Origin of the sequence: Oceanicola sp. 502str15 (genome assembly GCF_024105635.1) — a bacterium.
Taxonomy (GTDB): Bacteria; Pseudomonadota; Alphaproteobacteria; order Rhodobacterales; family Rhodobacteraceae; genus Vannielia.
Genome location: NZ_WYDQ01000001.1, coordinates 1,147,968 through 1,174,173 on the forward strand (window position 1 = coordinate 1,147,968; position 26,206 = coordinate 1,174,173).

Consider the following 26,206-nt stretch of genomic DNA (forward strand, 5'->3'; position numbering starts at 1 on the left):
CAGCGCGTTATGAGCCGTTCTTCACCCCGTAAAGCTCATCGGCCCGCTTCTCGAAGGCCCGCACGATGCGCTGCATGGCCTCGTTGAAGAACATCCCGGCTGCGCCTTGCAGGATCCGGTTGCGAAATTCGAAGTCGACCTCGAAATGAACCTCGCATCCGCCCTTCACCGCCTTCAACTGCCAGACCGAGCGCATATGCTTGAACGGGCCGTCGATGTAGCGGGTCTCGATGCGCTTTGCCTCGGGGAAGAGCCAGACCCTGCTGAGGAAGGTCTCACGAAAAACCTTAAACGAAATGACCAGATCGGCCTCCATGATCTCGCAGGGGCCGAAACGCTGCTGGCCATGCTCCAGCTCGTCGGCCGCAACCGGCTTTTGCGAGCGGATGCGGGCGGCCGCGGTCCAGGGCAGGAACTTGGGATAGGACGCCACATCGGCAACCAGATCATAGATTTCCTGAACGGAATAAGGGAGTTGGCGGGTCTCGGAATGACGGGTCATGAGGCCTGTAACATGGCAGCGGATTGCGCCAGAATGAGCCCGAACGCGCCGGAGAATGCAAGGGGAAGACATGCCGCACCGCCCGCACGTGATTGACCAGATGATTTCGGCGAAGGCGATTGCCGCCCGGATCGAGGAGCTGGCCCGCTTTATCGAGGCCGAGTTCAAGGGCACCGACAAGCTGACGGTGATCGGGCTGCTGCGCGGCTCCTTCGTCTTCATTGCCGACCTCGTGCGCGAGCTGGAACTGCCGGTGGAGGTGGATTTCATCGAGGCGTCGAGCTACGGCGACGGGATGGAAAGCAGCCGGGAAGTGCGTATTCTCAAGGACTTGCGCGGCGAGATCCAGGGACGCGACGTGTTGCTGGTGGAGGATATCGTGGACACCGGCTTTACGCTGCACCACGTGATTCACATGCTGAAGGCCCGCGCGCCGGCCAAGCTGCGCACCATCGCCCTGCTCGACAAGCCGACCCGGCGCGAGATCGACCTGAAGGCAGACTGGATCGGCTTTGAAATTCCTGACGAATTTGTCGTCGGCTACGGGATCGACTTTGCCCAGAGAAACCGCGACCTGCCCTATATCGGCAAGGTGCGCTTCACCGGCGAAGAAGGTTAATTTCGCCCCGTTAATCTTGAAAATGTCACAGGCACAATGCGTGCACAGGCCGTACACAGCCTGTGCAGACGTCAAATGACATAGCGCGCATTAATCTACGGAGCGCGCGGTGTTGTGATCACAAGATTTCACTCGGCGCCGATGCCCTCGGCAAAGCGCTTGGCGGCGTCTTCCTCTTCGACCGAGAGATATTCGACCAGCGGCTCGCAGGATTGGATGAAGTTCTCCCGATCGGAATCGGCGGCGTTGTTGATGCCCCAGAGGCAATAGCCGTAGCCCTCGACCGGATCTTGCCACCAGCCTTCGGTGGAGGTGACGAACTCGCCGAGGTTCACCCCGGCCAGCCCGAGCCCGCCGTTCACCGCCTCGCGGAAGGCCAGGTAGGCGGCCTCGGCGTTGGGCTCGGTGGCCATGCCGTGCTGATACATCAGGCCGAGCGCGTTCCAGGCCGGCGGATGACCGGCCAGCGCGGACTGGGTGTAATACTTGAGGGCAAGGCTCATGTCGGCCTCGATCCCGTTGCCGGTGCGGTAGGAATTGGCGAGGTTGTAGGCGGCGTTGCGCTCGCCCGCCTCGGCCCCGAGGGTGTAATATTCGACCGCGCGGGCCATGTCGGCCTCGACCCCCTGCCCGTTTTCATAGATCAGCCCCAGCCCGTTGCCTGCCGGCCCGTAGCCCGCCTCGACCGCCTGCTCATAGAGCGCGCGGGCCTTTTCGAAGTCCTGCGCCACGGGGCCGGCGCCCCATTGGTAGAGGTGGGCGAGGTTGTTCATCGCCTTCTGGTGGCCCTGTGCAATGGCTTTCTCATACCATTCCACCGCGGCCTCCGGGTCTGCCTCCACGCCCTCGCCGTCCTTCAGGGCAATGGCATAGACGTTTTGCGCATCGGGGTGGCCGGCCTCTGCCGCGGGGATCAGCACGGTGAGGGCGAGCGCCCAATGGCCATCGTTATAGGCCTGCCGGGCGGCCTCGACCTCTTCGGCGCTCTGGGCGGCGAGTGGGGTGGCGAGCAGGAGGAAGGTGGCGGTGAGAAAGGGCTTCATGCGGAGGGCTCCTTGAATGCGCGGTCTGAAATCGGCCGAAGTCTAGCAGCCGGGGGCGATGTGAAAAGGAAAACCGCGCCGGGGGCCGAAGGTGAAAGTCATTTTCATGTCATGGAGATAACATCTGAGAGAGATAGGCCCCGGAGCGGAGAAACTGCTTGCCGTGGTGCGCAGGCGGAGGCCAGTCTGTGCATGACCGCACCGATCGGCTGCGGAAATGACAGACAGGCCGGGCGCGGGTGCTGGTGTAGCCTCGGGCTCACTGACCCTTACACGGTAGACCAACAGTTGGAGGATTTCATGAAGACCACAGCCAAGCGCATCAGCCTTGTCCTGGCCGCATCCCTTGCCGCCGGAACCGCTTTTGCCGCCAGCCATGCGATGGAACAGCAGAAAGCCCGTGAAGACCTGATGAAGGTGATGGGCCAGAACCTCGGCACCCTCGGCAAGATGGCCAAGGGCGAGATGGATTTTGACTCCACGGTGGCCAGCGAGGCCGCGACGGCGGTGCATGACGCGGCTGTGAAGGTGACGGCGGACGAAATGTGGGAAGCCGGGATCGACAGCGAGACCACCGAGGGCAGCCGTGCCCTGCCCGCGATCTGGGAGGACTACGACGACTTCAAGGCCAAGGGTGCCGCACTGGTGACCGCCGCCGAGGGCGCGCAGACGGCGGCCGGCGAAGGGTTGCAGGCGCTGCAGGCCTCGATGGGAGAAATGGGCCAGGCCTGTGGGGCCTGCCACAAGGCCTATCGCGCCCCGGAATAAGCAATGCGTCCGGTGATCAGATGGGGAATTGCGGTGGCGCTCGTGGGCGCCGCCGTGTTCTGGGTCGTGACCATCCCGGGCGATATCTCCGAGGAGGAGGTGGCCGGGCTGACGGGCGATGCGGCGCGTGGCGAGGGCCTGTTCTGGGCTGCGGGGTGCGCCAATTGCCATGCCGCGCCGGGCGCCGAGGGCGAGGCGCGGCTGGTGCTGGCGGGGGGGCAGAAGTTTCCCTCGCCCTTCGGCACCTTCCTGGCGCCCAACATCAGCCCCTCCGAGCAGGGCATCGGCGGCTGGAGCCTGCGCGAGCTGGCCCGGGCGATGAAACAGGGCGTGGGGCGCGGCGGCGAGCACCTGTTTCCGGCCTTTCCCTACAATTCCTACGACATGGCGGAGATGCAGGACGTGGCCGATATCCACGCCTACCTGCAAACCCTGCCCGCGGATGCCACCCCGAGCCAGCCCCATGAGGTCGGCTTTCCGTTCAACATCCGCCGCAGCCTCGGCGGCTGGAAGCTGCTGTTCATGCGCGAGGGCTGGAAGGTCGAGGGCGATCTGACCGAAGAACAGACCCGCGGGCGCTACCTTGTCGAGGCCATGGCCCATTGCGGCGAATGCCACACCCCGCGCAACGCGCTTGGCGGCTGGACCGGCGACTGGCTCGCCGGCGCCCCCTCGCCCGACGGCAAGGGCAACATCCCCAACATCACCCCCGGCGGGCTGGACTGGTCGGAGGGTGATATTGCCGAATACCTCAAGAGCGGCTTCACGCCCGAGTTCGACACCGCAGGCGGCGAAATGGCAGTGGTGGTGGAAAGCACCGCCAAGCTGACCGACGAGGACCGCGCCGCGATTGCCGCCTATCTCAAGGTTGTCCCCGCCATAACGAACTGACCGCGGTCACTTTGCCCCGCCCCTGCTCATTTTCTTGCTGAAAATATCTCCGGGGGTGTGGGGGCTGGCCCCCACTCCAACAGCACGGCCCCAACGCGACGCCTGCGGCCCAAACCCCAAGCGACCTCAAAGCCCGTCCAGCGCCTCCCGCAGAGCCGCCCAAAGCGGCTCCACCGGCTCGGTCCCGACCGAGAGGCGCACGAAGCCCGGGGCCACCGCATCGCCCCAACGGGCGCGGCGCTCGGCGGAGCTGTGGACGCCGCCGAAGGAGGTGGCGGGGCGCAGGAAGGGGCAGCTGTCGATGAAGGCTTCGGCTTTGGCCTCATCGGAGAGGGTCAGGCCGATCAGAAAGCCGTTGGTCGCCATCTGCGCGGCGGCGAGATTGTGCGAGGGGTCTTCGGGCAGGCCGGGGTAGCGGCATTGGGTGACCGCCGGATGGGCGGCGAGGCGGGGGGCGATGGCCTCGGCGCTGGCGCACATGGCGGCAAAGCGCAGGTGCAGGGTTTCGAGCGAACGGTGCAGCAGCCAGGCCTCGAAGGGGCCGGGAATGCCGCCTGCCACGGTGCGCCAGGCCCGGACGCGCTCCATCAGCGCGGGGTCGCGGGCGGCGACATGGCCCATCAGCGTGTCGGAATGGCCGCCCGGCGCCTTGGTGTCGGAGGCGACCACCACGTCGGCGCCAAGCTCCAGCGGGCGCTGGCCGAGCGGGGTCATGGTGGTGTTGTCGACCACGGTGAGGCCCCCTGCCCCGCGCACCGCCGCGCAGGTGGCGGCGAGGTCGATCAAATCGAGCCCGGGGTTGGAGGGGGTTTCGATGAAGACCACGGAAAACCCCGCGAAGCCGCCTTCGGCAAAGCCGGTGGTGGGGCGTTCGACCACCTCCACCCCGAACCCGGCGAGAAACTCGTCGGCCAGTTTGCGCACGTTGTAATAGCCGTCCGAGGGCACCAGCAGCCGGTCGCCCGCCTTCAGCGTGGCGAAGAGCGCGGCCGAGATCGCGCCCATGCCGGAGGGAAAGAGCAGCGCGGGCGCCTCTTCGAGGTGCGACAGCAGGTGCTCGGTGGCCTCCCATGTGGGCTGGTCGGAGCGCCCGTAGCCCGGCACGCCGCCCGGCGTGCCCGGCAGGTGATACATCGAGGCCAGCGTGATCGGCGGGGCGATGGGATCGCCCTTGGCAAGGCTCTGGCCGCGCAGGTGCAGCAGTTCGGCGGCTTTGGAATCGGTCATCACGGGGCCTACGGCATGAAGTTGCAGGACAGCAGCCAGTTCATCGCCTTGTCACTGTCGGACAGGGTGAAGCGGGCGAGAAGGTCGGTGTGGGGTGTCGCGTTGGGCCCGGCGACGAAGAGCGTGGGGCCGCGGGCGATCTCGGTCACGAAATGGCGCATCTCGTCGAGGCTGGCGAAGTCGTGCAGGAAAATGCCGGTCTCGCCCGAGGTGCGCAGCCTGCCGGTGATGGGCGTACTTTTCTGACCCGAGGAGGCGAAGGACAGGAAGATCTCGCCATCGGGATGGGGGATGGTGTTGCGCGCGCCCGTCTCCATGAAGAGCGCGAGGCGGAAATCGTACTTGCGCCGGGCGGCATCGCGTATCGACAGCTCGATGAGGGAGCGGTTCTCGCCGCGGGATTGAATCGCGCATTGCCCCGCACCGGGCCCGGCGGCGGGGCGTTTGTGCAGCGTCCAGCCCTCGGCGTTGGCCTGGAGCGGCAGCAGGGCGAGGAGCGTTGCGAGGGCGGTCAGTCTACTCATCGGGCGGGGCCTCCGTGGCGGGGGTGCATCGGGCGAGGGCCTGCATGGCCGGCGCGGCCTCGGCGGTGGTGAAGCGGGCGATCACCCCGGCCTCGGGATGGAAGACGGTGAGCCGCCCCGATGCGGTGGCGCGGCCGAAGGTGAGCGCCTCTTCGGCGCTGGCGAAGGAATGGGTGAACTCGAAGAGCGGGCCGAGGGGCGCAATCTGCCCGTCGAGCAGGATGGCGGGCTGGCCGGCGGCGCGAAAGGCAAGCGAGAGCGGGCCGTCGGGCAGCGGGATGGTGTCGCGCAGCGCGGGCGCGAGGGTGAGCGTGAGGCGCGGGCCTGCCACGTCGCCCGGCCCGAAGAGGGCGAGCACGGCGCCGGCCTCATCCTTCAGGGCGGCGGAGCATTGCACCGCGCCGGGCGTTGCGGTGCTGTGCGCGCTCAGCCGCCAGTCGCCGATTTCTCGGGGCGCCGCCGCAAGCGGGCTGGCGGCCAGGGTTGCGGCGAGCAGCAGAGCGAAAGAGGGCCGCCTCATGCCCCGGCGAGCTTGGCCAGCCGGTTTTCGCGCAGGCGGGCAAAGTCATCCCCCGCGTGGTAGGACGAGCGGGTGAGCGGGCTGGCCGAGACCATGAGGAAGCCCTTGCCGTAGGCGGCCTTTTCGTAGGAGGCAAATTCCTCGGGGGTCACGAAGCGGTCCACCGCGTGGTGCTTGGGCGTCGGTTGCAGGTATTGGCCGATGGTGAGGAAGTCGATGTTGGCGGCGCGCATGTCTTCCATCACCTGGATGACCGACTGCCGGTTTTCGCCCAGCCCGACCATGATGCCCGATTTGGTGAACATCGACGGGTCCAGCTCCTTGACCCTTTGCAGCAGGCGCAGGGAGTGGAAGTAGCGCGCGCCCGGGCGGACCTCGGGGTAGAGGCCGGGGACGGTTTCGAGGTTGTGGTTGAACACATCGGGGCGGGCCTCGACGACGAGTTCCAGCACCTTCGGGTCACAGCGGATGAAGTCGGGCGTGAGAATCTCGATGGTGGTGCCCGGTGCCTGCTTGCGGATGGCGCGGATGGTCATGGCGAAGTGTTCGGCGCCGCCGTCCTCGATATCGTCGCGGTCGACCGAGGTGATGACCACGTGGTTCAGCCCCAGCTTCTTGACCGCATCGGCCACCCGGCCCGGCTCGAACACGTCGAGCGCCTCGGGCGGCTTGCCGGTGGCGATGTTGCAGAAGGTGCAGGCCCGCGTGCAGACCTCGCCCATGATCATCATGGTGGCGTGGCCCTGGCTCCAGCATTCGCCCACGTTGGGGCAGCCGGCCTCTTCGCACACGGTCGTCAGGCGGTTCTCGCGCATGATCTTGGCGGTGTCGTGGTAGCCCTTGGAGGTGGGCGCCTTGACCCGGATCCAGTCCGGCTTGCGGGGCTGGGGATTGTCGGGCCTGCGGGCCTTTTCGGGGTGGCGCAGGCGGGGCGGGCTTTGGTCGGTCATGCTTCGGGCCTTTCGGGGCGCGTTTTGCCTTAGATAGCGCGTGGGGGCTGCCGGGGAAAGACCTGCCGGGGGAGCCATGCGGGGGGCGCAGGGCTGGGTTTTGCCGGGCATGTGCCCGGGCGGGAGGCGGGGCGGATCAGGCGGGCCGGGTCCAGAGATGCTCGACGTTCATCAGGCCGGTGCCCTCCTCGACCTCGCGGCAGCGTTCGACGAAGCCTTCGCGGCGGTAGAAGCGGCGGGCGGCGCGGTTGTCTTCATAGGACCAGGCGATCATGCGGGGCTGATCCTCGCGGGCGAGATCGAGCAGGCGCTTGCCGACGCCCCTGCCCCGCGCCTGGTGGTCGACATAGAGGCCGCAGAGGTGGCGCTCTTCGCGGTTGGAGAAGCCGACCACCTCGCCGGCTTCCAGCGCGATCCAGACCGGGTGGCGGGCGAAGATCTTGGCCCAGAAGGCGGACATGGGGGCGAGGTCGTCCATCGGGTCGATCCAGTCGACCTCTTCGCCCCAACCACGGATGATGCGAGCGCAGGCGGTGGCGTCTTCCGGGGTTCCGGGGCGGTAGCTTGTGGACATGGGGCAACCTAGAGCGGCGGGGCGGAAGTGTCCACGCGTCGCGCGCCGGTGAGGAGAGGTTTTGGCGGGGGCATTTGCGGGGCCCTGCGGGGGCGGTTTGCATGGGGTGCGGGGCAAGCCATGCGCGGGGTGCATGGCCGTCCGGGGGGCGGTTGCGGGCCGGTTGGAATCATTCTAGGCAGGTCGCAGGAGGAGGGCTGCCCCGGTGGGGCGGCAGATTGGATTTAACGGGTCCGGTCGGCTCTCCCCATGGGTGTCGCTGGATGAACATTGCGAGGCAAACCCATGAAAACCGGAATGAAACTCCCCACTGTCACCTTCCACACCCGGGTGCGCGACGAGGCCATCGGCGGCCCCAACCCGTTCCGCTGGGAAGACAAGACCACCGAGGATTACTTTGGCGGCAAGCGGGTTGTGCTGTTTTCGCTGCCCGGTGCCTTCACCCCGACCTGCTCCACCTACCAGCTGCCCGGTTTCGAGAACGGCTTTGCCGATTTCGCCGAGCAGGGTGTGGATGCGATCTATTGCATGAGCGTCAACGACAGCTTCGTGATGAACCAGTGGGCCAAGGCGCAGGACTTGAAGAACGTGGGCGTGATCCCTGACGGATCGGGCGAGTTTACCCGCCGGATGGGGATGCTGGTGCGCAAGGACAACCTCGGCTTCGGGCTGCGCTCCTGGCGCTATGCCGCCGTGGTGAGGGACGGCGTGGTGGAAGCCTGGTTCGAGGAGCCGGGGCTGTGCGACAACCATGGGGAAGACCCCTATGGCGTGTCGTCTCCCGAGACGGTGCTGACCTGGCTGAAAGAGGCCAACGCGGCGGTGGCTGCCTAAGCGCCGATTGGCGATTGGTGGGGTTTCCCCCACCCAAGGGGCGCGGGGGAGATCCTGCGCCCTTTTTTCATGCGCGGGTCAGACGGTGGCGCGAAAGGCGGCGGCGCGGTTTTGCGGGATGGCGGCGATCTCGAGCCCGGTGAAGACATGAAGCGTGCCGAGGTCGTCATCGACCACCGCATGGTCGGAGACCCAGCCGCCGAGCATGAGGAAGCTGCGCAGGAGCGGCGGCATCTGGAGTTGGGCGCGGCGCTTGTCGGGCGCGTGGGCGGGGAGATCGGCGAAGCGGTGGACCTGCGCGGATTTGATCGCGGGGCGCCAGCGGGGCGGCGCGACATGGCGCTGTTTCAGCAGGGTGAGCGCGTCGATATGGACTGCCGGGTCGGTGCCGTGGAAGGAGGAGCAGCCGAAGAGCAGGCGCACATCGTGGGTGTCGATGTAGTCGGTCATGCCGACCCAGGCGGTGCGCAGCACGTGGGGGTCGCCGCGAAAGCCGGGGTGGATGCAGAATCGGCCCATTTCGAGCATCCGGCCCTCGTAGCCGGCAAGGGGCGCGGTGTCGTAGAATTGGGCGGTGTAGCCGCTGGCGATTTCGGCGCCGCCGGATTGCGACAGCAGGCGGAAGCAGCAGGCCAGCCGTCCCTGCGCCAGATCCTCGACCAGAACATGCATGGCGCGGGCATCGAAGGCATCGGCGTCGGCGGCGCCCGCATCGCCGCGAAACACCTCGCCGCGCAGGGCGAAGATGGCCGGGAGGTCATCTTCCCCGGCCAGGCGCACCCGGTAACGGCCCTTTGTCAGCTCGCGCATCACCCCAGCTCCCCGCGCATGATTGCGCTTTTCGGCTATGACCCTAGATATGTCCGGCGCGAGCATAGGCGCAAGTTGTGACCGGAAGATGGAGCGAAGCAGATGGCCGAGATCGAGAAATCCGATGAGGAATGGCGGGCGCAGCTTGGGGAGCTGGCCTACAAGGTGACGCGCAAGCATGGCACCGAGCGGGCCTTTAGCCACGATAATTTTCCCAAGGAGCCGGGGCGGTTTCGCTGCGTCTGCTGCGGGGCGGCGCTGTTCGACCAGGCGCAGAAGTTCGACAGCGGCACCGGGTGGCCGAGTTTCTGGGCCCCGATCGAGGGGGCCGAGGTGGGCGAGAGCGTGGATCGGAAGTTTTTCATGACCCGCACCGAGGTGCATTGCGAGCGCTGCGCGGCGCATCTGGGGCATGTGTTTCCCGACGGGCCGGAGCCGACGGGGTTGCGCTATTGCCTGAACGGCGTGGCGCTGGAGTTCGAGCCGGAGGAGTGAGGTTGTCTTGGTTGGCCCACCATCCCTTGTGAGGGGGTGGGTTGCACCCACCCTACGGGTTTTGCGAGGTGGGTGAGCGGGTTTGCAAGGGGTGGGCTGTGGCCCACCCGCCTGCCGGATCAGTCGAGGAAGTCTTCGGCGCGGAAGCGGCCGAGGTTGCCGAGCAGCTGGCGCAGGAAGCTCACGCCCTTGATGTTGCTGTCGGTCACGCGCCGCGAGAGCGCCACCACGTTGCCGTCGCGCAGGGTGAAGCGCTCGATGTTGCTCACCCGTCCGCTCGGATCGAAGGAGATCGCCAGAAGCTGGCGATCGACGAATTCGGGCTCGCGCGGGCCCCATGTGCGGGTGCGCGCCGACAGGTAGTAGTAGCCGGTTTCACGCAGCACGCCGTAGCCGGCGGGAGACCCCACCGCCTCGATCACGCTTTCGCGGGTGTCCACGCCCACCTGTATCTGCGCAAGATCCGCATCCGACGGCGTATAGCCGTGATTGCGCATCCGGGCGCTGCATGCGGCCATCGACAGCACGAGCGCCAGAAGCATCAGCCCTTTTGCCGCGCCAGGGCCTGCCCTCCTCAAAGCCGCCATCATCCCCTCGTGCCTCAGTTTCTTTTGTCTGTTAATCGGCTTACAGAAGGATCGAGGTTACATCAAGAAAGGAAGCGCATGGCAGAGGGACGCGGGGCCGGGGTGATCCGGCTTTCGGATCTGGGCACGGGGCAGCCGACCGCCTTCGAGCGGGTGCCCGATGCAGGGGAGCTGGACCGGATCGGCACGGCGCTGGGCCTGCTGGCGCTGCGCAAGCTGCGCTTTGCCGGGACGCTGACGCCGGTGGGCAAGCAGGACTGGCGGCTCGACGGGGCGCTTGGCGCGACCGTGGTGCAGAGCTGCGTGGTGACGCTGGAGCCGGTGACGACGCGGATCGAGGAGAAGGTGGTGCGCCGGTATCTGGCCGATTTCACCTTTCCCGACGAGGATGAGGCGGAAATGCCCGAGGATGACGAGGCCGAGCCGCTGCCGGCCAATGTCGATCTCGACGAGGTGATGCAGGAGGCGCTGGCGCTCGCCCTGCCCGCCTTTCCGCGGGCCGAGGGGGTGGAGCTGGGCGAGGCGGTGTTCACCGAGCCCGGCGCCGAGCCGATGACCGAGGAGAAGGTGAAGCCCTTTGCGGGCCTCGCCGAGCTGAAGAAGCGGATGGAAGAGTAGCCACCGCCGCGCCGGAAGAGATTTTGGGCCTCCGGCGGGAGATATTTGCAGCAAGAAAATGCAGGGGTGGCGTGCGAGGCCCCATGCCGGGTGCGGTTTGGGGCGCGTGGGGGAACTCTCTGCTTGCGTTTGTGCAAAAGTTTCGTATTTTGCCGCCTCCCTGCCGATCGGCGCTTGATCGGTGCGGCGGGGCGGCGTATGACGCGCCGGACGAGATTCCCGAAGATGCAGGGGCGAGACCCGCCCTGCCCAGACCCGAGGTTGTGACATGGCTGTCCCACAGAATAAGATCACCAAGTCGCGCCGCAACATGCGTCGTTCGCACGATGCGCTGGTGGCCGACAATCCCGCCGAGTGCTCCAACTGCGGCGAGCTGAAGCGTCCGCACCACGTGTGCGGTGCCTGCGGCCACTATGCCGACAAGGAAGTTGTCGCCGCGGCCGACGAGATCGACTTCGACGAAGACGCTGCTTGAGTGTGAAGGATCGCGCGCGCGGACATGAGTGACGCCGCCCCATCCGATGCCCCTCAGCTCCCGGCCCTTTCGGGCCGGGTTGTTATTTCTGTCGATGCGATGGGCGGCGATGCCGGCCCGGCCGCGGTGGTGGCCGGGATCGCGAAGTCTGCTGCCAAGAATCCCGATATTGCCTTTATCCTGCACGGCCCCGCCGCCGAGCTGCGCCCCCTCGTGGAGAAGCGCAGGCTGGCGAGCCGGGTGGTGATCCGCGATGCCACGGGCGTTGTGCGGATGGACGACAAGCCGAGCCATGTGATGCGCCATGGCAAGGACACCTCGATGTGGTCGACCATTCAGGCGGTGGAAAAGGGCGAGGCCTCGGTGGCGGTGAGCTGCGGCAACACTGGCGCCCTGATGGCCGTGTCGATGCTGCGGCTGCGCAAGATCGAGGGCGTGAACCGCCCCGCCATTGCCTGCCTCTGGCCCTCGCGCAACCCTCAGGGCTTCAACATCATGCTCGACGTGGGCGCCGACATTCGGGCCGACCAGCAGGACCTGTTGCAATATGCGCTTATGGGCATGAGCTATGCCCGCAACGGCATGGGCCTGAGCCGGCCGCGGGTGGGCCTGCTGAACGTGGGCACCGAGGAGCACAAGGGCCGCGCCGAGCTGAAGGTGGCCCATGACCTGATCGAGGATGCCGCCGCGAAGAACGACTTCGACTTTATCGGCTTCGTGGAGGGCGGCGACATTCCGAGCGACCGGGTTGACGTGATCGTGACCGACGGGTTCACCGGAAACATCGCCCTGAAGACCGGCGAAGGCACCGCAAAGCTGATCGGTCAGTTCCTGCGCGAGGCCTTCAAGCACACCCCGCTCAGCCGGCTTGCCGCGCTGCTCGCGCTCACCTCGCTGAAGCGTCTCAACAAGCGGATCGACCCACGCCGGGTGAACGGCGGCGTGTTTCTGGGCCTCAACGGCACCGTGGTGAAGAGCCATGGCGGAGCCGATGCCACCGGCGTTTCGGCGGCGATAAAACTGGCCTTCACCCTGGCCCAGAGCCGCTTCAGCGAGCGTCTGGCCGCCCGCCTTGCAAGTGTGGGCCACGCGGGGCAGGATGCGCCGCATAACGAATGAGAAAAGGCATCTGAGAGCATGGTGGTTCGGGCCGTTGTAAGGGGCGTCGGGCATTATCTGCCCGAGCGGGTGGTGCCGAATGCCTGGTTTGAAGAGCGCTTGGATACGACGAACGAGTGGATCGTGTCGCGGTCCGGCATCGAGCGCCGTCATTTTGCCGCGCCGGGAGAGACCACCAGCCAGATGGCCGCAGAGGCCGCGAGGGCCGCGCTGAAGCAGGCCGGGCTGGAGCCGGCGGACATAGATGCCATCGTGGTGGCGACCTCCTCGCCCGATTTCACCTTTCCCTCCGCCGCGACCATGGTGCAGGCCGAACTGGGCATGCAGCACGGCTTTGCCTTCGACATCCAGGCGGTCTGCGCGGGATTCGTCTTTGCGCTTTCCAACGCGCAGGGGCTCATTCTGGGCGGACAGGCCAAGCGGGTGCTGGTGATCGGGGCCGAGACCTTCTCGCGGCTGCTCGACATGGAAGACCGCGCGACGGCGGTGCTGTTTGGCGATGGCGCGGGCGCGCTGGTGCTGGAGGCCGCCGAGGGCGAGGGCACGGTTGCGGACCGGGGGATTCTGTCGACAGATCTCAACAGCGACGGGCGTTATCGCGAGCTGCTCTACGTGGATGGCGGGGTGTCGACCACGCGGACCACGGGCTTTTTGCGGATGGAAGGCAAGGAAGTGTTCCGCCATGCGGTCGAGAAGCTGGCGGCCACCGCGCATACCGCGGTGGAGAAGGCCGGGCTCACCGATGCCGATGTGGACTGGCTGGTGCCCCATCAGGCCAACCTGCGGATCATCACGGCCACCGCCCGCAAGATGGGCCTGTCGATGGACAAGGTGGTTGTGACGGTGCAGGACCACGGCAATACCTCTGCCGCCTCGATCCCGCTGGCGCTGTCGGTCGGGGTTGCGGAGGGCAAGATCCAGCCCGGGCAGATCGTGGTCTGCGAGGCGATCGGCGGCGGGCTGGCCTGGGGCTCGGTGGTGCTGCGCTGGTAGCCACGGGCAGGCCGCGACTCACCCCGGAGGGGCGCGCAAAGCGGCGCGCACAGGGCCGAAACCTGTGCATAATCCCGCATCATACGCCGGCATCAGCCAAAAACGGTGAATAAACAGCAGCTTCCAAGCTGCTGATATTGACTCGGAAATTCCTCTGCCCCATCCTCCCCCGAAACCAACGGGGGACGACACATGGCCGGCAAGACGTTGACGCGGATGGATCTGAGCGAAGCGGTGTTTCGTGAGGTGGGCCTCAGCCGTAACGAGAGCGCCCAGCTCGTGGAAACGGTTCTGGCCCATATGTCGGATGCCCTGGTGAAGGGCGAGAGCGTCAAGATCTCGTCCTTTGGCACGTTTTCGGTGCGCGACAAGGCGGCCCGCGTGGGGCGCAACCCCAAGACCGGGCAGGAAGTGCCGATCAGCCCGCGCCGGGTGCTGACCTTCCGCCCCAGCCATCTGATGAAAGACCGGGTTGCGGACGGAAACCGCAAGTAAGCCGGCAGGCGCGGCCCTGCCCTAGAAGGCATTGCGCGCGCGAGAGATCGAGGGACAAGAGCGAGGCAACAGCCCATGGGAAAAGCGCCTGACGCCTTTCGCACCATCTCCGAAGTGGCCGACTGGCTTGGCGTTCAGACCCATGTTCTGCGCTTTTGGGAAAGCAAGTTTACCCAAGTGAAGCCGCTGAAGCGGGCTGGCGGGCGGCGGTATTACCGGCCTGCCGACATGGAGCTGCTGGGCGGGATCCGCAAGCTGCTGCATGAGGACGGGCTGACCATCAAGGGCGCACAGAAGTTTTTGCGGGAGAACGGGGTGAAGGCCGTGGCCGACCTGTCGCCGCCGGTGGATGGCGAGGAGGCGGTGGCGTCTGCGCCTGCGGTGGAGGCAGCGGTTGAACCCGTGGCCGAGGTGGCGCCGGAGGTGAAGTCGGCGGTGGTGGACATCACCGGCGAGGCGCCTGCGCCTGCGGCGGAGCCGGAGCCGGAGGGCTATTTTGACGCGGTGGATGTGAGCGGCGAGGTGCCTGCACCTGCTGCGGAGGTGCATATTCTGCGCGACGGGCCGGAGGCTGCGGTGGACATGACGGGCGAGGCCCCTGCCCCGGCTGTGGAGGTCGAGACGGCGGAGGATGCGGTTGAGGCGGTGGAGAATCTCTTTGCCGATGACTCCGAGCCAGACGAACCCGAGAGTGCGGCCGGGGAATCAGCGCCGCCGGCGGAGGAGGATGAGGCTCTGGGCCTGCCGAGTTTCATTCGCAAGCCGATGTCGGGGCGGGAAACCACGGTTCCGCCGGTGACGCCGGGGCCCTTGCCGCTAACCGGGGCGGAAATGGTGGATGAGGCGGACGCGGAAGCCGAGCCGGAGCCGGAAGATCACAGGTTTGCGGGTGTGGGCGCGGCGGAGATGCCTGACCGTGCCCCTGCGCCGCAGGAGGAGGAGGCCAGCGAGCCGGTGGCCTTCGTGCCCCCTGCTCCGCCTGCCCCGCAAGCGCCCGCGCCTGACGAGAGCGCCGCTGAGGCGACGCCGCAGGAGGCGCTGGACGGCGACCAGCTTCGCCCGCTTTACGACCGCTTGCGGGCCTTGCGGGCGCGGATGGGCTGAGGCCCGCGCCGCTGCCTTCGAACCCGCCCCGATCTCCCCTTGCATGGTCCGCAGAATCGTCTAAAAAGCCCGAACGTCGGGCTATGGCGCAGTCTGGTAGCGCGTCCGTCTGGGGGACGGAAGGTCGTAGGTTCGAGTCCTGCTAGCCCGACCAAAAGTTTCATCACCGCCCGCACCCGAGAGGGTTGCGGGCGTTGTTGCATGAAGGGGAGCCAGTGCGGATGAACGAGCCCTTGGGTGTGCTGCCCGGACAGGCGATTGCGGCGATGATTGCGCGGGGGGCCCTGCGGGGTACGCCCGAGGTGACCTCTGCCCAGATCCAGCCCGCGAGCCTTGATTTGCGTTTGGGAACCGTGGCTTACCGGGTCCGTGCCTCGTTTTTGCCGGGCAAGGGCGCGAGTGTGGCGGAGCGGCTTGCAGAGTTCGGGATGCATGAGGTTTCGCTGGAGCAGGGCGCGGTTCTGGAGAAGGGCTGCGTGTATTTGGTGCCGCTGATGGAGAGCCTGAGCCTTGAGGCGGGGCTGACGGCGGTGGCCAACGCCAAGAGTTCGACCGGGCGGCTGGACCTGCTGACGCGGCTTGTCACCGACGAGGGCGTGGAGTTTGACCGGGTGCCGGCGGGCTACGAGGGGCCGCTTTATGCCGAGATCTGCCCGCGCAGCTTTTCGGTGCTGGTGCGGCCGGGGATGCGGCTGAACCAGCTGCGGTTTCGCCGGGGCCAGGCGGTGCTGGATGACGCGGCGCTGCGGGCGCTGCACGGCGAGGTGCCGCTGGTGGATGGCGGCGCGGCGGTGATTTCGGAGGGGCTGGGGTTTTCGGTCGATCTGCGGCCCGGGCCGGGCGGGCTGGTGGGCTATCGCGCCAAGCCGCACACCGGGATCATCGACCTTGACCGGATCGGGGAATATCCGGCGGCGGAGTTCTGGGAGCGGATCGAGACCGATGAGGGGCGGATCATCCTCGATCCCGGGGCGTTTTACATCCTTGTCAGCCGCGAGGCGGTGACGATTCCGCCGATGTATGCAGCCGAGATGGCGCCCTATCTGGCGCTGGTGGGCGAATTTCGGGTGCATTACGCGGGGTTCTTCGACCCCGGATTCGGCCATGCCGAGGCGGGCGGTGCCGGGAGCCGGGGGGTGCTGGAGGTGCGCTGCCACGAGGCGCCTTTCGTGCTGGAGCACGGGCAGGTTGTGGGGCGGCTGGTGTATGAGCACATGGCCGAGCGGCCCGAGCGGCTCTATGGTGCCGAGATTGCCTCGAATTATCAGGGCCAGGGGCTGAAGCTGTCGAAGCATTTCCGCGTCTAGCACGTCGGGACAAGTCCCGACCTACGGGGGGGCTGGCGGCGTGAGCCTGCGCCGGTGTGGTGCCGGGTGGCGCTGTCGGGTTGAGTATTTTCAGCAAGAAAATTAAGCAGTTGCGCCTAGATCGGCACCTCTGCGAGCCGGGAGCGGCCGGCGTCGCGCAGGAGGTCTGCGAGGGCGGTGAACCAGCCGTCGTCGGTGGCGGTGCGGCGGCGCAGCAGGCCGAGGCGACGGGAGGGTTCGGGGGCGGAGAAGCGGCGCAGGGCGAGCTTGGGAGAGGCGGCGAGTTCGGAGGCGGCGGCGAGTTCGGGCAGGAAGGTGAAGCCGAAGCCCTCGGCCACCAGCCCGGCCAGTGTGGCCAGCGAGGAGGCGCCGAGGTCGACGCGGGTGTCGGCGCGGCGCAGGGCGCAGACCTCGAGTGCCTGATCGGCAAGGCAGTGGCCCTCTTCGAGCAGCAGCAGGCGGTCGGGGTCGAGCGCGTCGGGGCGGATGCCGGCGCCCTGCCCTGCGAGCGTGGCGGCATTGCCGGCGAGCAGGAAGCGATCTTCGAACAGCGGCTCCTCGATCAGCCCGGGGCGGCCCGAGGGCAGCGCGACCACGGCGGCGTCGAGGCGGCCGGATTCAAGCGCGTCGAGCACCGGGTCGGTCTGGCTTTCGCGGACCTGGAGTTCGAGGCCGAGGTTGCGCGAGCGGATCAGCGGCAGGGCCACGGGCAGGAGGTAGGGGGCGACGGTGGGGATGACGCCGAGCGAGAGCCGCCCGCCGAGGCCGTCGCGCCAGCGGGCGGCCTGTTCGAGCGTATCCATTGCCGCGAGCACGGTGCGGGCGTGGCCGAGAAGCTCGTGGCCGGCCGGAGTGAGCACCGCGCGGCGGGGCTGGCGCTCGACGAGGCGGAAGCCGGTCTGGGCCTCCATCTCCTTGATCTGCTGGCTGAGGGCGGGTTGGGAGACATGCACCACCTCGGCGGCGCCGACGAAGCTGCCGGTGTCGGCGAGGGCGGCGAAGGAGCGGAGCTGGCGGAGGGTGAGATTCATAAGGGCAGCTAATCGGAACGCGGAAAGAATGCAACTTCCAATTATGTCGCGGATCGGCGAGATGGGCGCGACCGCAACGGGATGAGGCTGCGCCGCAATGGGCGGCCTCAGGCGGGTGCGCGCCCCCAGCGTGCACCCGCTGCCGGGGTCAGCCGATCATGTGGGCTTCGGGGCCGTGGGTCTCTTCGTAGTGGCGCTTGAGGCGTTGCAGCGCGATCCGCAGCACGATCTTGCCGGAGCGGGCCGACCAACCCATGCGCTTTTCGGTCGCTTCCAGCCCTTCGAGGAAGCAGCAGCAGCGCAGCACCATGTCGCCCAGCCCCGGCCCGAGATCGCGCAGCGCGCCGGCCACCCGGGCGCGGCTGGCGGCGGGGCCGTTGGCGGGGCCGGAGGCGGACTGGAACTGGCCGCGGGTGCCGCCGGTGAGGAAGTTGTCCCAGTTCTGGGCAACGCGCGGACCCATCTGGGCCATCTCGAAGTCTTCGCGCAGGCGCTCGGCGGCGGCGACGAGATCGGCGGAGAGGAAGGGTTTGCCATCCTTCTCGCGCCGCCGCGACAGGGCCGTGACCGGGCTTTCGGCGCGGTTGTAGCGCAGCTTGCGGGGACGGTCTTCGCCGGCGTCGGCCTCTTCCATCTCGGCGTGCTGGAGGGCGAAGGGGGTCATGGCCTCGGCGAAGCCACGCGCGCCGCCCCCTGCCCCTTCGGTCTCGGCCAGCATCCGCTTGAGCGCGGCGCGGCCGGTGGCGGTGATGGTGTAGCTTGCGACGCGGCCCGGCTTGCGCAGGGCGATCCACTCCTTGAGGGCGAAGGCCTGGGCGACCTCGCGGTCGACCACGGCGGTGCGGGTGGAGCGGCCATCGGCGAGGCTGCGCACGACGGCGGCCTTTTCGAGGTCGGCGGCGACGGCGAGCACGGCGCCGCTTTCGCAGAGGCGGCGCAGGATGCGGCGGCCCTCGCGGGCCACGGTGGTTTCGTCACAGATCTTGCGGTCGGGGGTGAAGTGGCGGCTCATGGACAGGGTCTCCTTGGCGGCCCGGGGCTGGCCCGTGGCGTCGTGGTGCATGAAATGTGCCTGCCCGAGACGCGCGAGCGCCTCATCGACAAGCGGATCGTCACGACGCTGTTCAAACCGCCTGATCTGCCTGAGTATGGTCGAGGCATGTACCCCTTCCATCCGCGCAAGGCCGCGTATGCTCTGGCCCGCTTCGGTGTGTTTCAGGTAGTGCAGGGCGCTTCTGGGCACCCATTGGGGCACGGCTTTGGAGGGCTCCATATCTCCGTCAATCCCGGTCATCTGTCCCAATCCCCTCAGGCCAATCGGCGGTATAAATGTACTCCAGCCAGCTCAACCTAGAGAAGAATTAGTTACTCAGAAGTTAACAATGCGTCGTGAAAACAAGATTTGTCTAAAATTCATGAAAAATCCCTGACGTTGCGCTCGCTCAATCGGAGATTGCGCAACACCCGTTTAGGTTGTGCGAGGCTGAGGCCCTCACATCTGGGAGTTTTTCACATGACCGACGCACCAAACATCACGATCGGCGGGCACCAGGCCCGCAAGGCGCAGGGGCCGCTGGGGGGCATCCGCCGGCCCAAGCTGTTGATTCGGGCCGCGAGGCTGGGGCTTGCCGACTACTCGCGCAGCCGGGATCTGAAGCGGATCATGCGGGTGGCCACCCTGCCCGCCCCGACGCGGGCGGTGCGCGACCTGATCGAGACCGAGGCGGAGATGGAGGAAGGCCGGCAGCACGGCCTGTCGACCTATTCGGTCATCCGCCACGTCGAGGTGATGATCGCGCTTCTGGCCGAGGCCCGCCTGCTGCCGCAGGCCCCGGTGGAGCACTAGGGGCCGATGTGGCGCTGCCCTATGCCATCGCGTCGGGCAGCACCTCCTTGCGCTTGGCGATGAAGGCCTCGAGCTCTTCGCGCGTGCCGGGATCGAGCGCCGGGGCCTCGTAGGCGGCGAGCAGTTTGCTCACGCGTTCGGAGGCGAGGGTTGCGGTGTCGCGCCCGCCCTCCTCTTCCCAGGTCTCGAAGGGCTTGTAGTCGAGCACTTCGGATTTCCAGAACGCGGTTTTGTAGTTGGCCTGGGTATGGGCGCAGCCGAGGTAGTGGCCGCCGGGGCCGACCTCGCGCAGGGCGTCCATGGCCTGGCCGTTGTCATCCACCGGCACCGGGGCCGCGAGGCGGTGGAGGATGCCGAGCTGGTCGGCGTCCATCACGAACTTCTCGTAGGAGGAGACGAGGCCGCCTTCGAGCCAGCCGCAGGCGTGGAGCATGAAGTTGACGCCCGAGAGCAGGCCCATGTTCAGCGAGTTCGAGGTTTCATAGGCGGCCTGGGCATCGGGGAGCTTGGAGCCGTTGAAGCTGCCCGCGGAGCGGAACGGCAGGCCCATGCGGCGGGCGAGTTGGCCCGCGCCATAGGTTACTTGGCTGGCTTCGGGGGTGCCGAAGGTGGGGGCGCCGGAGTTCATGTCGATCGAGGTGACGAAGGCGCCGAAGATCACCGGCGCGCCCGGTTTGACGAGTTGGGAGTAGGCCACGCCGGCCATGACCTCGGCCAGAACCTGCGTGAGCGTGCCCGCCACCGAGACCGGCGCCATGGCGCCGCCGACGATGAAGGGGGAGATGATGCAGGCCTGCCCGGCCTCGGCATAGGCCTCGAGCGCGCCCATCATCACCGAATCGAAGGTGAGCGGCGAGTTGATGTTGATCAGCGAGGTCATCGCGCAGCGCCCGTTCAGCCCGCCTTCGAGGCCGCCGAAGAGGATTTCGGCCATGGCGACGCTGTCGACCGCGCGGGAGGGCTCGGTGACGGAGCCCATGAAGGGTTTGTCGGACAGGGTGATGTGGCTCATCAGCATGTCGAGATGGCGCTTGGCGACGGGGATGTCGGTGGGTTCGCAGACGGTGCCGCCGGAGTGGTGCAGCCATTTGGACATGTAGCCGAGTTTCACGAAGTTATCGAAGTCGGCCATGGTGGCGTAGCGGCGGCCGCCGGAATTGTCGCGCACGAAGGGGGGGCCGTAGACCGGGGCGAGCACGAGGTTCTTGCCGCCGATCTCGACGTTGCGCTCGGGGTTGCGGGCGATTTGCGTGAACTGGCCGGGGGCGGTTTCGCAGAGCTTGCGGGCAAGGCCGCGGGGGATATGCACCCGCTCGCCCTCGATGGTGGCCCCGGCCTCGCGCCAGCGGGCCAGCGCGGCGGGGTTTTCGACGAAGGCGACGCCGATCTCTTCAAGCACGATCTCGGCGTTGTGCTCGATGATCTCAAGCGCCTCCTCGTTGAGAATGTCGAGATTGGGGATGGCGCGGGTGATGAACCTGGCCGCCTCGATCTTCATCCCGGTGCGCTCGGCCCGACGCGCGGCTCCGCCACCGCCCCGCCCGCGCCGCCTGCCCTCTGCCGCCGCTTCGACCATATGCGATTCCTTTCCCGCAAAAACGCATGCCTTTGCAGCCTGATAGCGGATGAATTGGGCACAGCGAGGCCGGATTGCGCCGCCTCGGGGGGAAAAGCGACATGTGCGGGGCCATGGCGGGACAAGTCCCGCCCTACGGGGCTTGCGCGGGCTGGGCTGGGGCAATATTGCCTGAGCCCATGAGCATGATCCATCCCGAGCGCCACCACGAGCGCCTTCTCATCATCGACTTCGGCAGCCAGGTGACGCAGCTCATCGCGCGCCGTCTGCGCGAGCTGAACGTCTATTGCGAGATCCACCCGTTCAACACGGTGGATGACGCCTTTCTGGCCGAGTTCGCCCCCAAGGCGGTGATCTTTTCGGGCGGGCCGGACTCGGTGACCCGGACAGGCTCGCCCCGGCCCCCGGCCAGCGTCTACGAGCTTGGCGTGCCGATCCTCGGCATCTGCTATGGCCAGCAGGCGATGATGGAGGACCTTGGCGGCAAGGTCGAAGGCGGCAAGATCTCGGGCGGCGGCGGCACGGCGGAGTTTGGCCGCGCCAAGGTGACGCCCTCGGAGGCGCGGATCGACCTGTTGCAGGGCTGGTTCCTCGAGGGGCCAGAGCAGGTGTGGATGAGCCATGGCGACCATGTGAGCAAGCTGGCGCCGGGCTTCGAGGTCTATGGCACCTCGCCCAACGCGCCTTTTGCGATCACCGGGGATGTGGCGCGCAACTTTTATGCGGTGCAGTTCCATCCCGAGGTGCATCACACCCCGAATGGCGCGACGCTCTACCAGAATTTCGTGAAGCTGGCCGGGTTTGCCGGCGACTGGACCATGGGGGCCTACCGCGAGGAGGCGGTGGCCAAGATCCGCGAGCAGGTGGGCGATGCCAAGGTGATCTGCGCGCTGTCGGGCGGGGTGGATTCTTCGGTGGCGGCCGTGCTGATCCACGAGGCGATCGGCGAGCAGCTGACCTGCGTGTTCGTCGACCACGGGCTGATGCGCAAGGACGAGGCCGCCGAGGTGGTGAGCATGTTCCGCGAGCATTATAACCTGCCGCTTATACATGCCGATGAGGCGAAGCTGTTTCTGGGTGAACTTGAGGGCGTAAGTGACCCTGAGACAAAGAGAAAGATCATTGGCCGCCTGTTCATTGACGTGTTCCAGAAACATGCCGACGAGATCACCGGCGTGGCTTATCTGGCGCAGGGCACGCTCTACCCGGATGTGATCGAGAGCGTCAGCTTTTCCGGCGGGCCTTCGGTGACGATCAAGAGCCACCACAACGTGGGCGGGCTGCCCGAGAAGATGGGGCTGAAGCTGGTCGAGCCGCTGCGTGAGCTGTTCAAGGACGAGGTGCGCGCGCTGGGCCGAGAGCTGGGCCTGCCCGACAGCTTCATCGGGCGCCACCCCTTCCCCGGGCCGGGCCTTGCGATCCGCTGCCCCGGCGAGATCACCACCGCCAAGCTCGACATTCTGCGCGAGGCGGATGCGGTCTATATCGACCAGATCCGCAAACACGGGCTTTACGACGAGATCTGGCAGGCCTTTGTGGCGATCCTGCCGGTGCGCACGGTGGGGGTGATGGGCGACGGGCGGACCTATGATTATGCCTGCGCGCTGCGGGCGGTCACCAGCGTCGACGGGATGACGGCGGATTATTATCCGTTCACCCACGAGTTCCTGGGCGAAACCGCGACGCGGATCATCAACGAGGTGCCGGGGATCAACCGGGTGACCTACGACATCACCTCGAAGCCTCCGGGGACCATCGAGTGGGAGTGAGCCTGCGCCGCGCATTGACCTGATGCGCGGGCTGCTCCAGAGTTGAAGACAGTTTGCATCTTGTTCCAGCGTTTTCGGGCATTTACGCCCGCATGTGTTTTCATGGTTGAGCATTTTTCCGCAACCTATTGAAAGTCAATTGATTTGCCCTGCAGCAAGCGGCGCGTTGCGCCCGCATTTCCGGTGGCCATGCGGCCCCGTTTTCCTGTCATTGCGGTCATCGCCCGATGGAGATGACCGACACCCCGACCGTGGCCTATGTCTGCGACGCAGGGTTTCTGGCGCCGACGCTGGTGTCTCTCCATTCGCTGTTGAGCCATCGGAAGGGACCGGTGGAGGTGCATGTGTTTCATCTCGGGGAGGTGACGGGGATCGAGCGCCCGCTCGACAGGCTGCGGGCGGAGTTTCCGCAGGCGCGGCTGCACAGCGCCCGGTTGGAGCTGCCCGCGATCGAGGCCGAGCAGCATTGGACGGCGGCGACCTATGGGCGGCTTTTCCTGCCAGGACTGCTGGGGCGGCGGGTGATCTACCTCGATGGGGACACGCTGATCTGCGACGATATCATTGCGCTGCACCAGGCCGACCTCGGCGGCAGGCCGATGGGCGCGGTGCGAGATTATCCGGTGGAGCGCTGGCATGCCCATCGCAGCCGGGGGCTGTTTCGGCGCACCCTGCCCTGGTTTGCCCATATCGCCCGGATGGAGCCGCTGCTGGACGGGGCGAGCTACGTGAACACCGGCGTTCTGGTGCTGGAGGGGGGCGACCCGGCGCATGAGGCGATCTTTGCCGAGCTGGCCGATCTGGCGGCGGCGCTGCGGTTTCGGGCGGAGCACCAGACGCATTTTGCGGATCAGGACTGGATCAACCACGTGATGAAGGGGCGGATCACCCATCTTGCGCCGGCATGGAACCTGTTGTGGGGCAATGCGAAATCCGACAAGCGGCCGCTCAGCCGGGCGCAGCGCAAAGCTCATGCGGCGGCGCGGGCGGCGCCGGGGCTGTTTCACTACGTGGGGTCCGCCAAGCCATGGCGCGACATTCCGGCCCCGCAGGACTGGATGAAGCTGGACGCGCTGGAGCGCTACCGCAGGGCGATGGTGCCGGCGCTGAGGTGCCTGGGGCCGGATATCTCTGAAATGCTAGAACGTTAGCCGCGTTTCTTCAGGTGCCTTAGGTCGTGGATGCCCGGGCGGGCGCGCGGGTCTTCGCCGGGGGCGAAGAGGGCGTGTTTCTGGACTTTCTGGGTGCCGGTGACCGGGATTTCCTCGACGAAGAGCACCCAGCCCGGGGGCTTGTAATAGGCCATGCGGGCGAAGGCGGCGGCGAAGATGGCTTGCGCGGTTTCGGCGGTGGGCGCATGGCCGGGGGCGAGGCGGATGGCGGCGAGCACCTCTTCTTCGCGGGTTTCGTCGGGGCATGGCACGACGGCCACGTTCTCGACGGCGGGGTGCTCGAAGAGCACGTTTTCGACCTCGGCGGCGGCGATGTTCTCCCCTGCCCTTCGGATAATGTTTTTCTTGCGATCCACGAAGGTTATGACGCCTTCTTCATCCATCTCGACGGTATCGCCGGTATGAAACCAGCCGCCCTTCCAAGCCTCTTCGGTGGCCTCGGGCTTGTTGAGGTAGCCGGAGAAGAAGCCGCGTTTGGGGGTGGCGGCGGAGTGGCGGATGACCATTTCGCCGGGGGTGCCGGGGGCGACGCGCTTGCCGCTGTCGTCCCAGACCTGCACCTCGAGATCGGCGCGGGGGCGGCCCATGGCGCGGGTGTGGGGGTGGCGGGGCTCCTCTTCCATCGACAGGACGCGGCACATTTCGGTCATGCCCCAGAGTTCGACGAGGGGGATGCCGAAGCGTTCCTCGAAACCGAGATGCAGGGCAGGCTCCACCCCGGCCCCGAGACCCGCACGCAGGGTGCCGAGGCGGCTGCGGTCGGCGGCCTTGTCGGCCATCAGCACCGAGATCACCACGCCGAGGTAGTGGAACACGGTGGCGCGGGTCTGGGTGCAGTCTTCCCAGAAGCGGGAGGCGGAAAAGCGGGAGGGCTGGATCAGCGCGGCGCCGACGATCATGACGCCGAAGAAGGTGAGCACCCCGGCGTTGACGTGGAAGGCGGGCAGCGGGTTGAACACGCGGTCGGCCCCGGTGATGGCCATGGCGCCGCGCGGGCGGATGTAGCTGGCGCCCATCAGCAGCTCGTAGTCGTGGCTGAGGATGCAGCCCTTGGGGCGGCCGGTGGTGCCGGAGGTATAGAGCAGGCTGGCCTCGCTCTGGGGTGTGATCACATCCGGGCGCGGTGCGGAGGCTGCCTGCGGGAGATCAAGAGTGCGCTCGAAGGTGCTGAAAAGGGGCGGGTTTTCCATTTCCGACATGGCGGCTTGCGCGAGGGGCGCATGGTCGGGGCTGGCGAGGATGAGGGCGGCGGCGGAGTCTTGCAGGACGTAGGCCAGCTCGCCGGGGCGGTAATCGGGGTTGATTGGCACGAAGGAGATGCCGAGCTGGTTCATCGCCAGTTTGAGGATGTAATGCGCCGGGCAGGTGCCGAGGCAGACGGCGATGCGGTGGCCCATGCCGTAGCCTGCGGCGGTGAGCCCGGCGGCGGCCTCCGATACGGCCTTTTGGGTCTCGGCGTAGGTGAGGCTCGGGCCATCGGGGGCCAGCAGAAACTCGGCCTCGGGCCAACGCCCAGCCGCCTCGGCAAAGACCGCGCCTATGCTGCGCCCTTCTGTGTCGATCATCGCATGTCCTCCCGGCCGCCACGATGCCCGCAGCGGCGACGGAGGAAAAGGGGGTCAGTCGGCCTCGGGGGCCTTGAAGCCGGTGGCGACGACGAATTTTTCGGAGCTGTCAGCGCGGCTGGCGCCGGGCTTGACGTTGGCGACCTTGGCGAAGCGCTGCTTGAGCAGCTTTTGCAGCTCGCCCTCGGCCCCGCCGGCGAGAACCTTGGCGACGAAGGTGCCGCCCGGCGCGAGCACGTCGAAGGCGAGGTAGGCGGCGGCTTCGCAGAGGGCGATGATGCGCAGGTGGTCGGTCTGCTTGTGACCCGAGGAGGCGGCGGCCATGTCGGACATCACCACATCGGCCGGGCCGCCGAGCCAGGCCTTCACCTCATCGTCGGCCCCGTCTTCCATGAAATCAAGCACATGCAGCTCGGCCCCGGCGATCGGCTCGACCTCCTGAAGATCGACGCCGATGATCCGGCCCTGGGCCTTGCCGGCCCGCTCGCCGAGCGCGTTGATGCGGGGCACGGCCACCTGGCACCAGCCGCCGGGCGCGCAGCCGAGGTCGACCACGCGGGCGCCGGGAACGAGAAAGCGATACTTGTCGTCCAGCTCCATGATCTTGAAGGCGGCGCGGCCCCGGTAGCCCTCTTTCTTGGCGCGCTGGACGTAGGGGTCGTTCAGCTGGCGCTCGAGCCAGAGGGTGGAGGACAGCTTGCGGCCGCGCGCGGATTTCACCTTCACTCGAAGGTCGCGCATGCCCCGTCCGGAGCTGTTTTTTCCTGTGGGTTTCTTTGCCATGCTGCGGGT

Annotated in this window: 29 protein-coding genes and 1 tRNA gene; 16 read left to right on the forward strand and 14 right to left on the reverse strand. The window is 67.1% G+C overall.

Annotated features, from left to right (window positions below):
• Positions 1-7: 7 nt before the first annotated feature.
• On the reverse strand, positions 8-502 hold the full coding sequence (locus GTH22_RS05450; RefSeq protein ID WP_252943752.1) for a type II toxin-antitoxin system RatA family toxin: 495 nt from the start codon (positions 500-502) through the stop codon (positions 8-10).
• 70 nt (positions 503-572) lie between these two features.
• On the opposite strand from GTH22_RS05450, the gene hpt reads away from it, so the two are divergent.
• The gene (hpt, locus tag GTH22_RS05455) at positions 573-1,121 is read left to right on the forward strand and encodes a hypoxanthine phosphoribosyltransferase (RefSeq protein WP_252943754.1); all 549 of its coding nucleotides are present in this window, start codon (positions 573-575) and stop codon (positions 1,119-1,121) included.
• 128 nt (positions 1,122-1,249) lie between these two features.
• Here the strand turns inward: hpt and GTH22_RS05460 are convergent, their stop codons facing one another.
• A complete protein-coding gene (locus GTH22_RS05460; RefSeq protein ID WP_252943756.1) occupies positions 1,250-2,164 on the reverse strand; it encodes a tetratricopeptide repeat protein in 915 nt (304 codons plus the stop codon).
• A 300-nt stretch (positions 2,165-2,464) separates the two neighbouring features.
• Here GTH22_RS05460 and GTH22_RS05465 point away from each other — a divergent pair, with 300 nt between their 5' ends.
• Positions 2,465-2,932, forward strand: a complete 468-nt coding sequence (locus GTH22_RS05465; protein ID WP_252943758.1) for a cytochrome c — start codon at positions 2,465-2,467, stop codon at positions 2,930-2,932.
• Between the two features lie 3 nt (positions 2,933-2,935).
• Complete coding sequence (locus GTH22_RS05470; RefSeq protein WP_252943760.1) at positions 2,936-3,823, forward strand: cytochrome c; 888 nt, start codon at positions 2,936-2,938, stop codon at positions 3,821-3,823.
• 126 nt (positions 3,824-3,949) lie between these two features.
• Here the strand turns inward: GTH22_RS05470 and GTH22_RS05475 are convergent, their stop codons facing one another.
• The 5 genes from GTH22_RS05475 to GTH22_RS05495 form a co-directional block, all read right to left on the reverse strand.
• Positions 3,950-5,050, reverse strand: a complete 1,101-nt coding sequence (locus GTH22_RS05475; RefSeq protein WP_252943761.1) for a cystathionine gamma-lyase — start codon at positions 5,048-5,050, stop codon at positions 3,950-3,952.
• Positions 5,051-5,058: 8 nt separating this feature from the next.
• Positions 5,059-5,574, reverse strand: a complete 516-nt coding sequence (locus GTH22_RS05480; protein WP_252943763.1) for a hypothetical protein — start codon at positions 5,572-5,574, stop codon at positions 5,059-5,061.
• Complete coding sequence (locus GTH22_RS05485) at positions 5,567-6,094, reverse strand: hypothetical protein (RefSeq protein ID WP_252943764.1); 528 nt, start codon at positions 6,092-6,094, stop codon at positions 5,567-5,569. The genes GTH22_RS05480 and GTH22_RS05485 overlap by 8 nt, the downstream gene beginning before the upstream one ends.
• The gene (gene lipA / locus GTH22_RS05490; RefSeq protein WP_252943766.1) at positions 6,091-7,044 is read right to left on the reverse strand and encodes a lipoyl synthase; all 954 of its coding nucleotides are present in this window, start codon (positions 7,042-7,044) and stop codon (positions 6,091-6,093) included. Before lipA ends, GTH22_RS05485 begins: the two co-directional genes overlap by 4 nt.
• Positions 7,045-7,180: 136 nt before the next feature.
• On the reverse strand, positions 7,181-7,618 hold the full coding sequence (locus GTH22_RS05495; protein ID WP_252943768.1) for a GNAT family N-acetyltransferase: 438 nt from the start codon (positions 7,616-7,618) through the stop codon (positions 7,181-7,183).
• Between the two features lie 285 nt (positions 7,619-7,903).
• On the opposite strand from GTH22_RS05495, the gene GTH22_RS05500 reads away from it, so the two are divergent.
• On the forward strand, positions 7,904-8,452 hold the full coding sequence (locus GTH22_RS05500; protein WP_252943769.1) for a peroxiredoxin: 549 nt from the start codon (positions 7,904-7,906) through the stop codon (positions 8,450-8,452).
• A gap of 78 nt (positions 8,453-8,530) precedes the next feature.
• On the opposite strand, the gene GTH22_RS05505 is transcribed toward GTH22_RS05500, so the two are convergent.
• Entirely contained in the window at positions 8,531-9,262 is a 732-nt protein-coding gene (locus tag GTH22_RS05505) for a GNAT family N-acetyltransferase (protein WP_252943770.1), read from the reverse strand.
• A gap of 102 nt (positions 9,263-9,364) precedes the next feature.
• On the opposite strand from GTH22_RS05505, the gene msrB reads away from it, so the two are divergent.
• A complete protein-coding gene (gene msrB / locus GTH22_RS05510) occupies positions 9,365-9,757 on the forward strand; it encodes a peptide-methionine (R)-S-oxide reductase MsrB (RefSeq protein WP_252943771.1) in 393 nt (130 codons plus the stop codon).
• Between the two features lie 119 nt (positions 9,758-9,876).
• Here msrB and GTH22_RS05515 read toward each other — a convergent pair whose 3' ends face one another.
• On the reverse strand, positions 9,877-10,299 hold the full coding sequence (locus tag GTH22_RS05515; protein WP_252943772.1) for an outer membrane protein assembly factor BamE: 423 nt from the start codon (positions 10,297-10,299) through the stop codon (positions 9,877-9,879).
• 123 nt (positions 10,300-10,422) lie between these two features.
• On the opposite strand from GTH22_RS05515, the gene GTH22_RS05520 reads away from it, so the two are divergent.
• From GTH22_RS05520 to GTH22_RS05555, 8 genes are all read left to right on the forward strand, one after another.
• Complete coding sequence (locus GTH22_RS05520; RefSeq protein WP_252943773.1) at positions 10,423-10,962, forward strand: DUF177 domain-containing protein; 540 nt, start codon at positions 10,423-10,425, stop codon at positions 10,960-10,962.
• 268 nt (positions 10,963-11,230) lie between these two features.
• Positions 11,231-11,437 carry a 50S ribosomal protein L32 gene (rpmF, locus tag GTH22_RS05525; RefSeq protein ID WP_140014059.1) on the forward strand — a complete coding sequence of 69 codons (207 nt, stop codon included), beginning with the start codon at positions 11,231-11,233 and terminating at the stop codon, positions 11,435-11,437.
• 24 nt (positions 11,438-11,461) lie between these two features.
• On the forward strand, positions 11,462-12,556 hold the full coding sequence (plsX, locus tag GTH22_RS05530) for a phosphate acyltransferase PlsX (RefSeq protein WP_252943774.1): 1,095 nt from the start codon (positions 11,462-11,464) through the stop codon (positions 12,554-12,556).
• An 18-nt stretch (positions 12,557-12,574) separates the two neighbouring features.
• A complete protein-coding gene (locus GTH22_RS05535) occupies positions 12,575-13,549 on the forward strand; it encodes a beta-ketoacyl-ACP synthase III (protein WP_252943775.1) in 975 nt (324 codons plus the stop codon).
• A gap of 192 nt (positions 13,550-13,741) precedes the next feature.
• Entirely contained in the window at positions 13,742-14,044 is a 303-nt protein-coding gene (gene ihfA / locus GTH22_RS05540; protein WP_252943776.1) for an integration host factor subunit alpha, read from the forward strand.
• Between the two features lie 75 nt (positions 14,045-14,119).
• A complete protein-coding gene (locus GTH22_RS05545; protein ID WP_252943778.1) occupies positions 14,120-15,148 on the forward strand; it encodes a MerR family transcriptional regulator in 1,029 nt (342 codons plus the stop codon).
• A 77-nt stretch (positions 15,149-15,225) separates the two neighbouring features.
• Positions 15,226-15,302: transfer RNA gene (locus tag GTH22_RS05550), tRNA-Pro, on the forward strand.
• A 67-nt stretch (positions 15,303-15,369) separates the two neighbouring features.
• On the forward strand, positions 15,370-16,455 hold the full coding sequence (locus tag GTH22_RS05555; RefSeq protein ID WP_252943780.1) for a 2'-deoxycytidine 5'-triphosphate deaminase: 1,086 nt from the start codon (positions 15,370-15,372) through the stop codon (positions 16,453-16,455).
• A 116-nt stretch (positions 16,456-16,571) separates the two neighbouring features.
• On the opposite strand, the gene GTH22_RS05560 is transcribed toward GTH22_RS05555, so the two are convergent.
• Both GTH22_RS05560 and GTH22_RS05565 read right to left on the reverse strand, forming a co-directional pair.
• On the reverse strand, positions 16,572-17,486 hold the full coding sequence (locus tag GTH22_RS05560) for a hydrogen peroxide-inducible genes activator (protein ID WP_252943782.1): 915 nt from the start codon (positions 17,484-17,486) through the stop codon (positions 16,572-16,574).
• Between the two features lie 148 nt (positions 17,487-17,634).
• Positions 17,635-18,771 carry a DUF6456 domain-containing protein gene (locus GTH22_RS05565; protein ID WP_371928383.1) on the reverse strand — a complete coding sequence of 379 codons (1,137 nt, stop codon included), beginning with the start codon at positions 18,769-18,771 and terminating at the stop codon, positions 17,635-17,637.
• Positions 18,772-18,999: 228 nt separating this feature from the next.
• Here GTH22_RS05565 and GTH22_RS05570 point away from each other — a divergent pair, with 228 nt between their 5' ends.
• Positions 19,000-19,332, forward strand: coding sequence for a DUF6477 family protein (locus tag GTH22_RS05570; protein WP_252943784.1), 333 nt, complete (start codon positions 19,000-19,002; stop codon positions 19,330-19,332).
• Between the two features lie 19 nt (positions 19,333-19,351).
• Here GTH22_RS05570 and GTH22_RS05575 read toward each other — a convergent pair whose 3' ends face one another.
• Positions 19,352-20,908, reverse strand: coding sequence for a trimethylamine methyltransferase family protein (locus tag GTH22_RS05575; protein WP_252943785.1), 1,557 nt, complete (start codon positions 20,906-20,908; stop codon positions 19,352-19,354).
• A gap of 185 nt (positions 20,909-21,093) precedes the next feature.
• Between GTH22_RS05575 and guaA the strand changes: the two genes are divergently transcribed.
• Both guaA and GTH22_RS05585 read left to right on the forward strand, forming a co-directional pair.
• Positions 21,094-22,677 carry a glutamine-hydrolyzing GMP synthase gene (guaA, locus tag GTH22_RS05580; protein WP_252947583.1) on the forward strand — a complete coding sequence of 528 codons (1,584 nt, stop codon included), beginning with the start codon at positions 21,094-21,096 and terminating at the stop codon, positions 22,675-22,677.
• A 233-nt stretch (positions 22,678-22,910) separates the two neighbouring features.
• Positions 22,911-23,828, forward strand: coding sequence for a glycosyltransferase (locus GTH22_RS05585; protein ID WP_252943786.1), 918 nt, complete (start codon positions 22,911-22,913; stop codon positions 23,826-23,828).
• Here the strand turns inward: GTH22_RS05585 and GTH22_RS05590 are convergent.
• The gene (locus GTH22_RS05590; RefSeq protein WP_252943787.1) at positions 23,825-25,414 is read right to left on the reverse strand and encodes an AMP-binding protein; all 1,590 of its coding nucleotides are present in this window, start codon (positions 25,412-25,414) and stop codon (positions 23,825-23,827) included. The two genes, GTH22_RS05585 and GTH22_RS05590, sit on opposite strands and share 4 nt — an antisense overlap.
• Positions 25,415-25,468: 54 nt before the next feature.
• Positions 25,469-26,197, reverse strand: coding sequence for an RlmE family RNA methyltransferase (locus tag GTH22_RS05595; RefSeq protein ID WP_252943788.1), 729 nt, complete (start codon positions 26,195-26,197; stop codon positions 25,469-25,471).
• Between the last annotated feature and the right edge of the window lie 9 nt (positions 26,198-26,206).

Coding starts and splice junctions, on each gene's coding strand:
- GTH22_RS05535 (WP_252943775.1), top strand. CDS start 12,575: ATGGTGGTTCGGGCCGTTGTAAGGGGCGTCGGGCATTATCTGCCCGAG.
- GTH22_RS05450 (WP_252943752.1), bottom strand. CDS start 502: ATGACCCGTCATTCCGAGACCCGCCAACTCCCTTATTCCGTTCAGGAA.
- GTH22_RS05470 (WP_252943760.1), top strand. CDS start 2,936: ATGCGTCCGGTGATCAGATGGGGAATTGCGGTGGCGCTCGTGGGCGCC.
- GTH22_RS05595 (WP_252943788.1), bottom strand. CDS start 26,197: ATGGCAAAGAAACCCACAGGAAAAAACAGCTCCGGACGGGGCATGCGC.
- guaA (WP_252947583.1), top strand. CDS start 21,094: ATGATCCATCCCGAGCGCCACCACGAGCGCCTTCTCATCATCGACTTC.
- GTH22_RS05545 (WP_252943778.1), top strand. CDS start 14,120: ATGGGAAAAGCGCCTGACGCCTTTCGCACCATCTCCGAAGTGGCCGAC.
- GTH22_RS05465 (WP_252943758.1), top strand. CDS start 2,465: ATGAAGACCACAGCCAAGCGCATCAGCCTTGTCCTGGCCGCATCCCTT.
- hpt (WP_252943754.1), top strand. CDS start 573: ATGCCGCACCGCCCGCACGTGATTGACCAGATGATTTCGGCGAAGGCG.
- GTH22_RS05520 (WP_252943773.1), top strand. CDS start 10,423: ATGGCAGAGGGACGCGGGGCCGGGGTGATCCGGCTTTCGGATCTGGGC.
- GTH22_RS05495 (WP_252943768.1), bottom strand. CDS start 7,618: ATGTCCACAAGCTACCGCCCCGGAACCCCGGAAGACGCCACCGCCTGC.
- GTH22_RS05515 (WP_252943772.1), bottom strand. CDS start 10,299: ATGCTTCTGGCGCTCGTGCTGTCGATGGCCGCATGCAGCGCCCGGATG.
- GTH22_RS05460 (WP_252943756.1), bottom strand. CDS start 2,164: ATGAAGCCCTTTCTCACCGCCACCTTCCTCCTGCTCGCCACCCCACTC.
- GTH22_RS05505 (WP_252943770.1), bottom strand. CDS start 9,262: ATGCGCGAGCTGACAAAGGGCCGTTACCGGGTGCGCCTGGCCGGGGAA.
- GTH22_RS05590 (WP_252943787.1), bottom strand. CDS start 25,414: ATGATCGACACAGAAGGGCGCAGCATAGGCGCGGTCTTTGCCGAGGCG.
- GTH22_RS05570 (WP_252943784.1), top strand. CDS start 19,000: ATGACCGACGCACCAAACATCACGATCGGCGGGCACCAGGCCCGCAAG.
- GTH22_RS05560 (WP_252943782.1), bottom strand. CDS start 17,486: ATGAATCTCACCCTCCGCCAGCTCCGCTCCTTCGCCGCCCTCGCCGAC.
- plsX (WP_252943774.1), top strand. CDS start 11,462: ATGAGTGACGCCGCCCCATCCGATGCCCCTCAGCTCCCGGCCCTTTCG.
- GTH22_RS05475 (WP_252943761.1), bottom strand. CDS start 5,050: ATGACCGATTCCAAAGCCGCCGAACTGCTGCACCTGCGCGGCCAGAGC.
- GTH22_RS05485 (WP_252943764.1), bottom strand. CDS start 6,094: ATGAGGCGGCCCTCTTTCGCTCTGCTGCTCGCCGCAACCCTGGCCGCC.
- GTH22_RS05575 (WP_252943785.1), bottom strand. CDS start 20,908: ATGGTCGAAGCGGCGGCAGAGGGCAGGCGGCGCGGGCGGGGCGGTGGC.
- GTH22_RS05585 (WP_252943786.1), top strand. CDS start 22,911: ATGACCGACACCCCGACCGTGGCCTATGTCTGCGACGCAGGGTTTCTG.
- GTH22_RS05500 (WP_252943769.1), top strand. CDS start 7,904: ATGAAAACCGGAATGAAACTCCCCACTGTCACCTTCCACACCCGGGTG.
- GTH22_RS05555 (WP_252943780.1), top strand. CDS start 15,370: ATGAACGAGCCCTTGGGTGTGCTGCCCGGACAGGCGATTGCGGCGATG.
- msrB (WP_252943771.1), top strand. CDS start 9,365: ATGGCCGAGATCGAGAAATCCGATGAGGAATGGCGGGCGCAGCTTGGG.
- ihfA (WP_252943776.1), top strand. CDS start 13,742: ATGGCCGGCAAGACGTTGACGCGGATGGATCTGAGCGAAGCGGTGTTT.
- lipA (WP_252943766.1), bottom strand. CDS start 7,044: ATGACCGACCAAAGCCCGCCCCGCCTGCGCCACCCCGAAAAGGCCCGC.
- GTH22_RS05480 (WP_252943763.1), bottom strand. CDS start 5,574: ATGAGTAGACTGACCGCCCTCGCAACGCTCCTCGCCCTGCTGCCGCTC.
- rpmF (WP_140014059.1), top strand. CDS start 11,231: ATGGCTGTCCCACAGAATAAGATCACCAAGTCGCGCCGCAACATGCGT.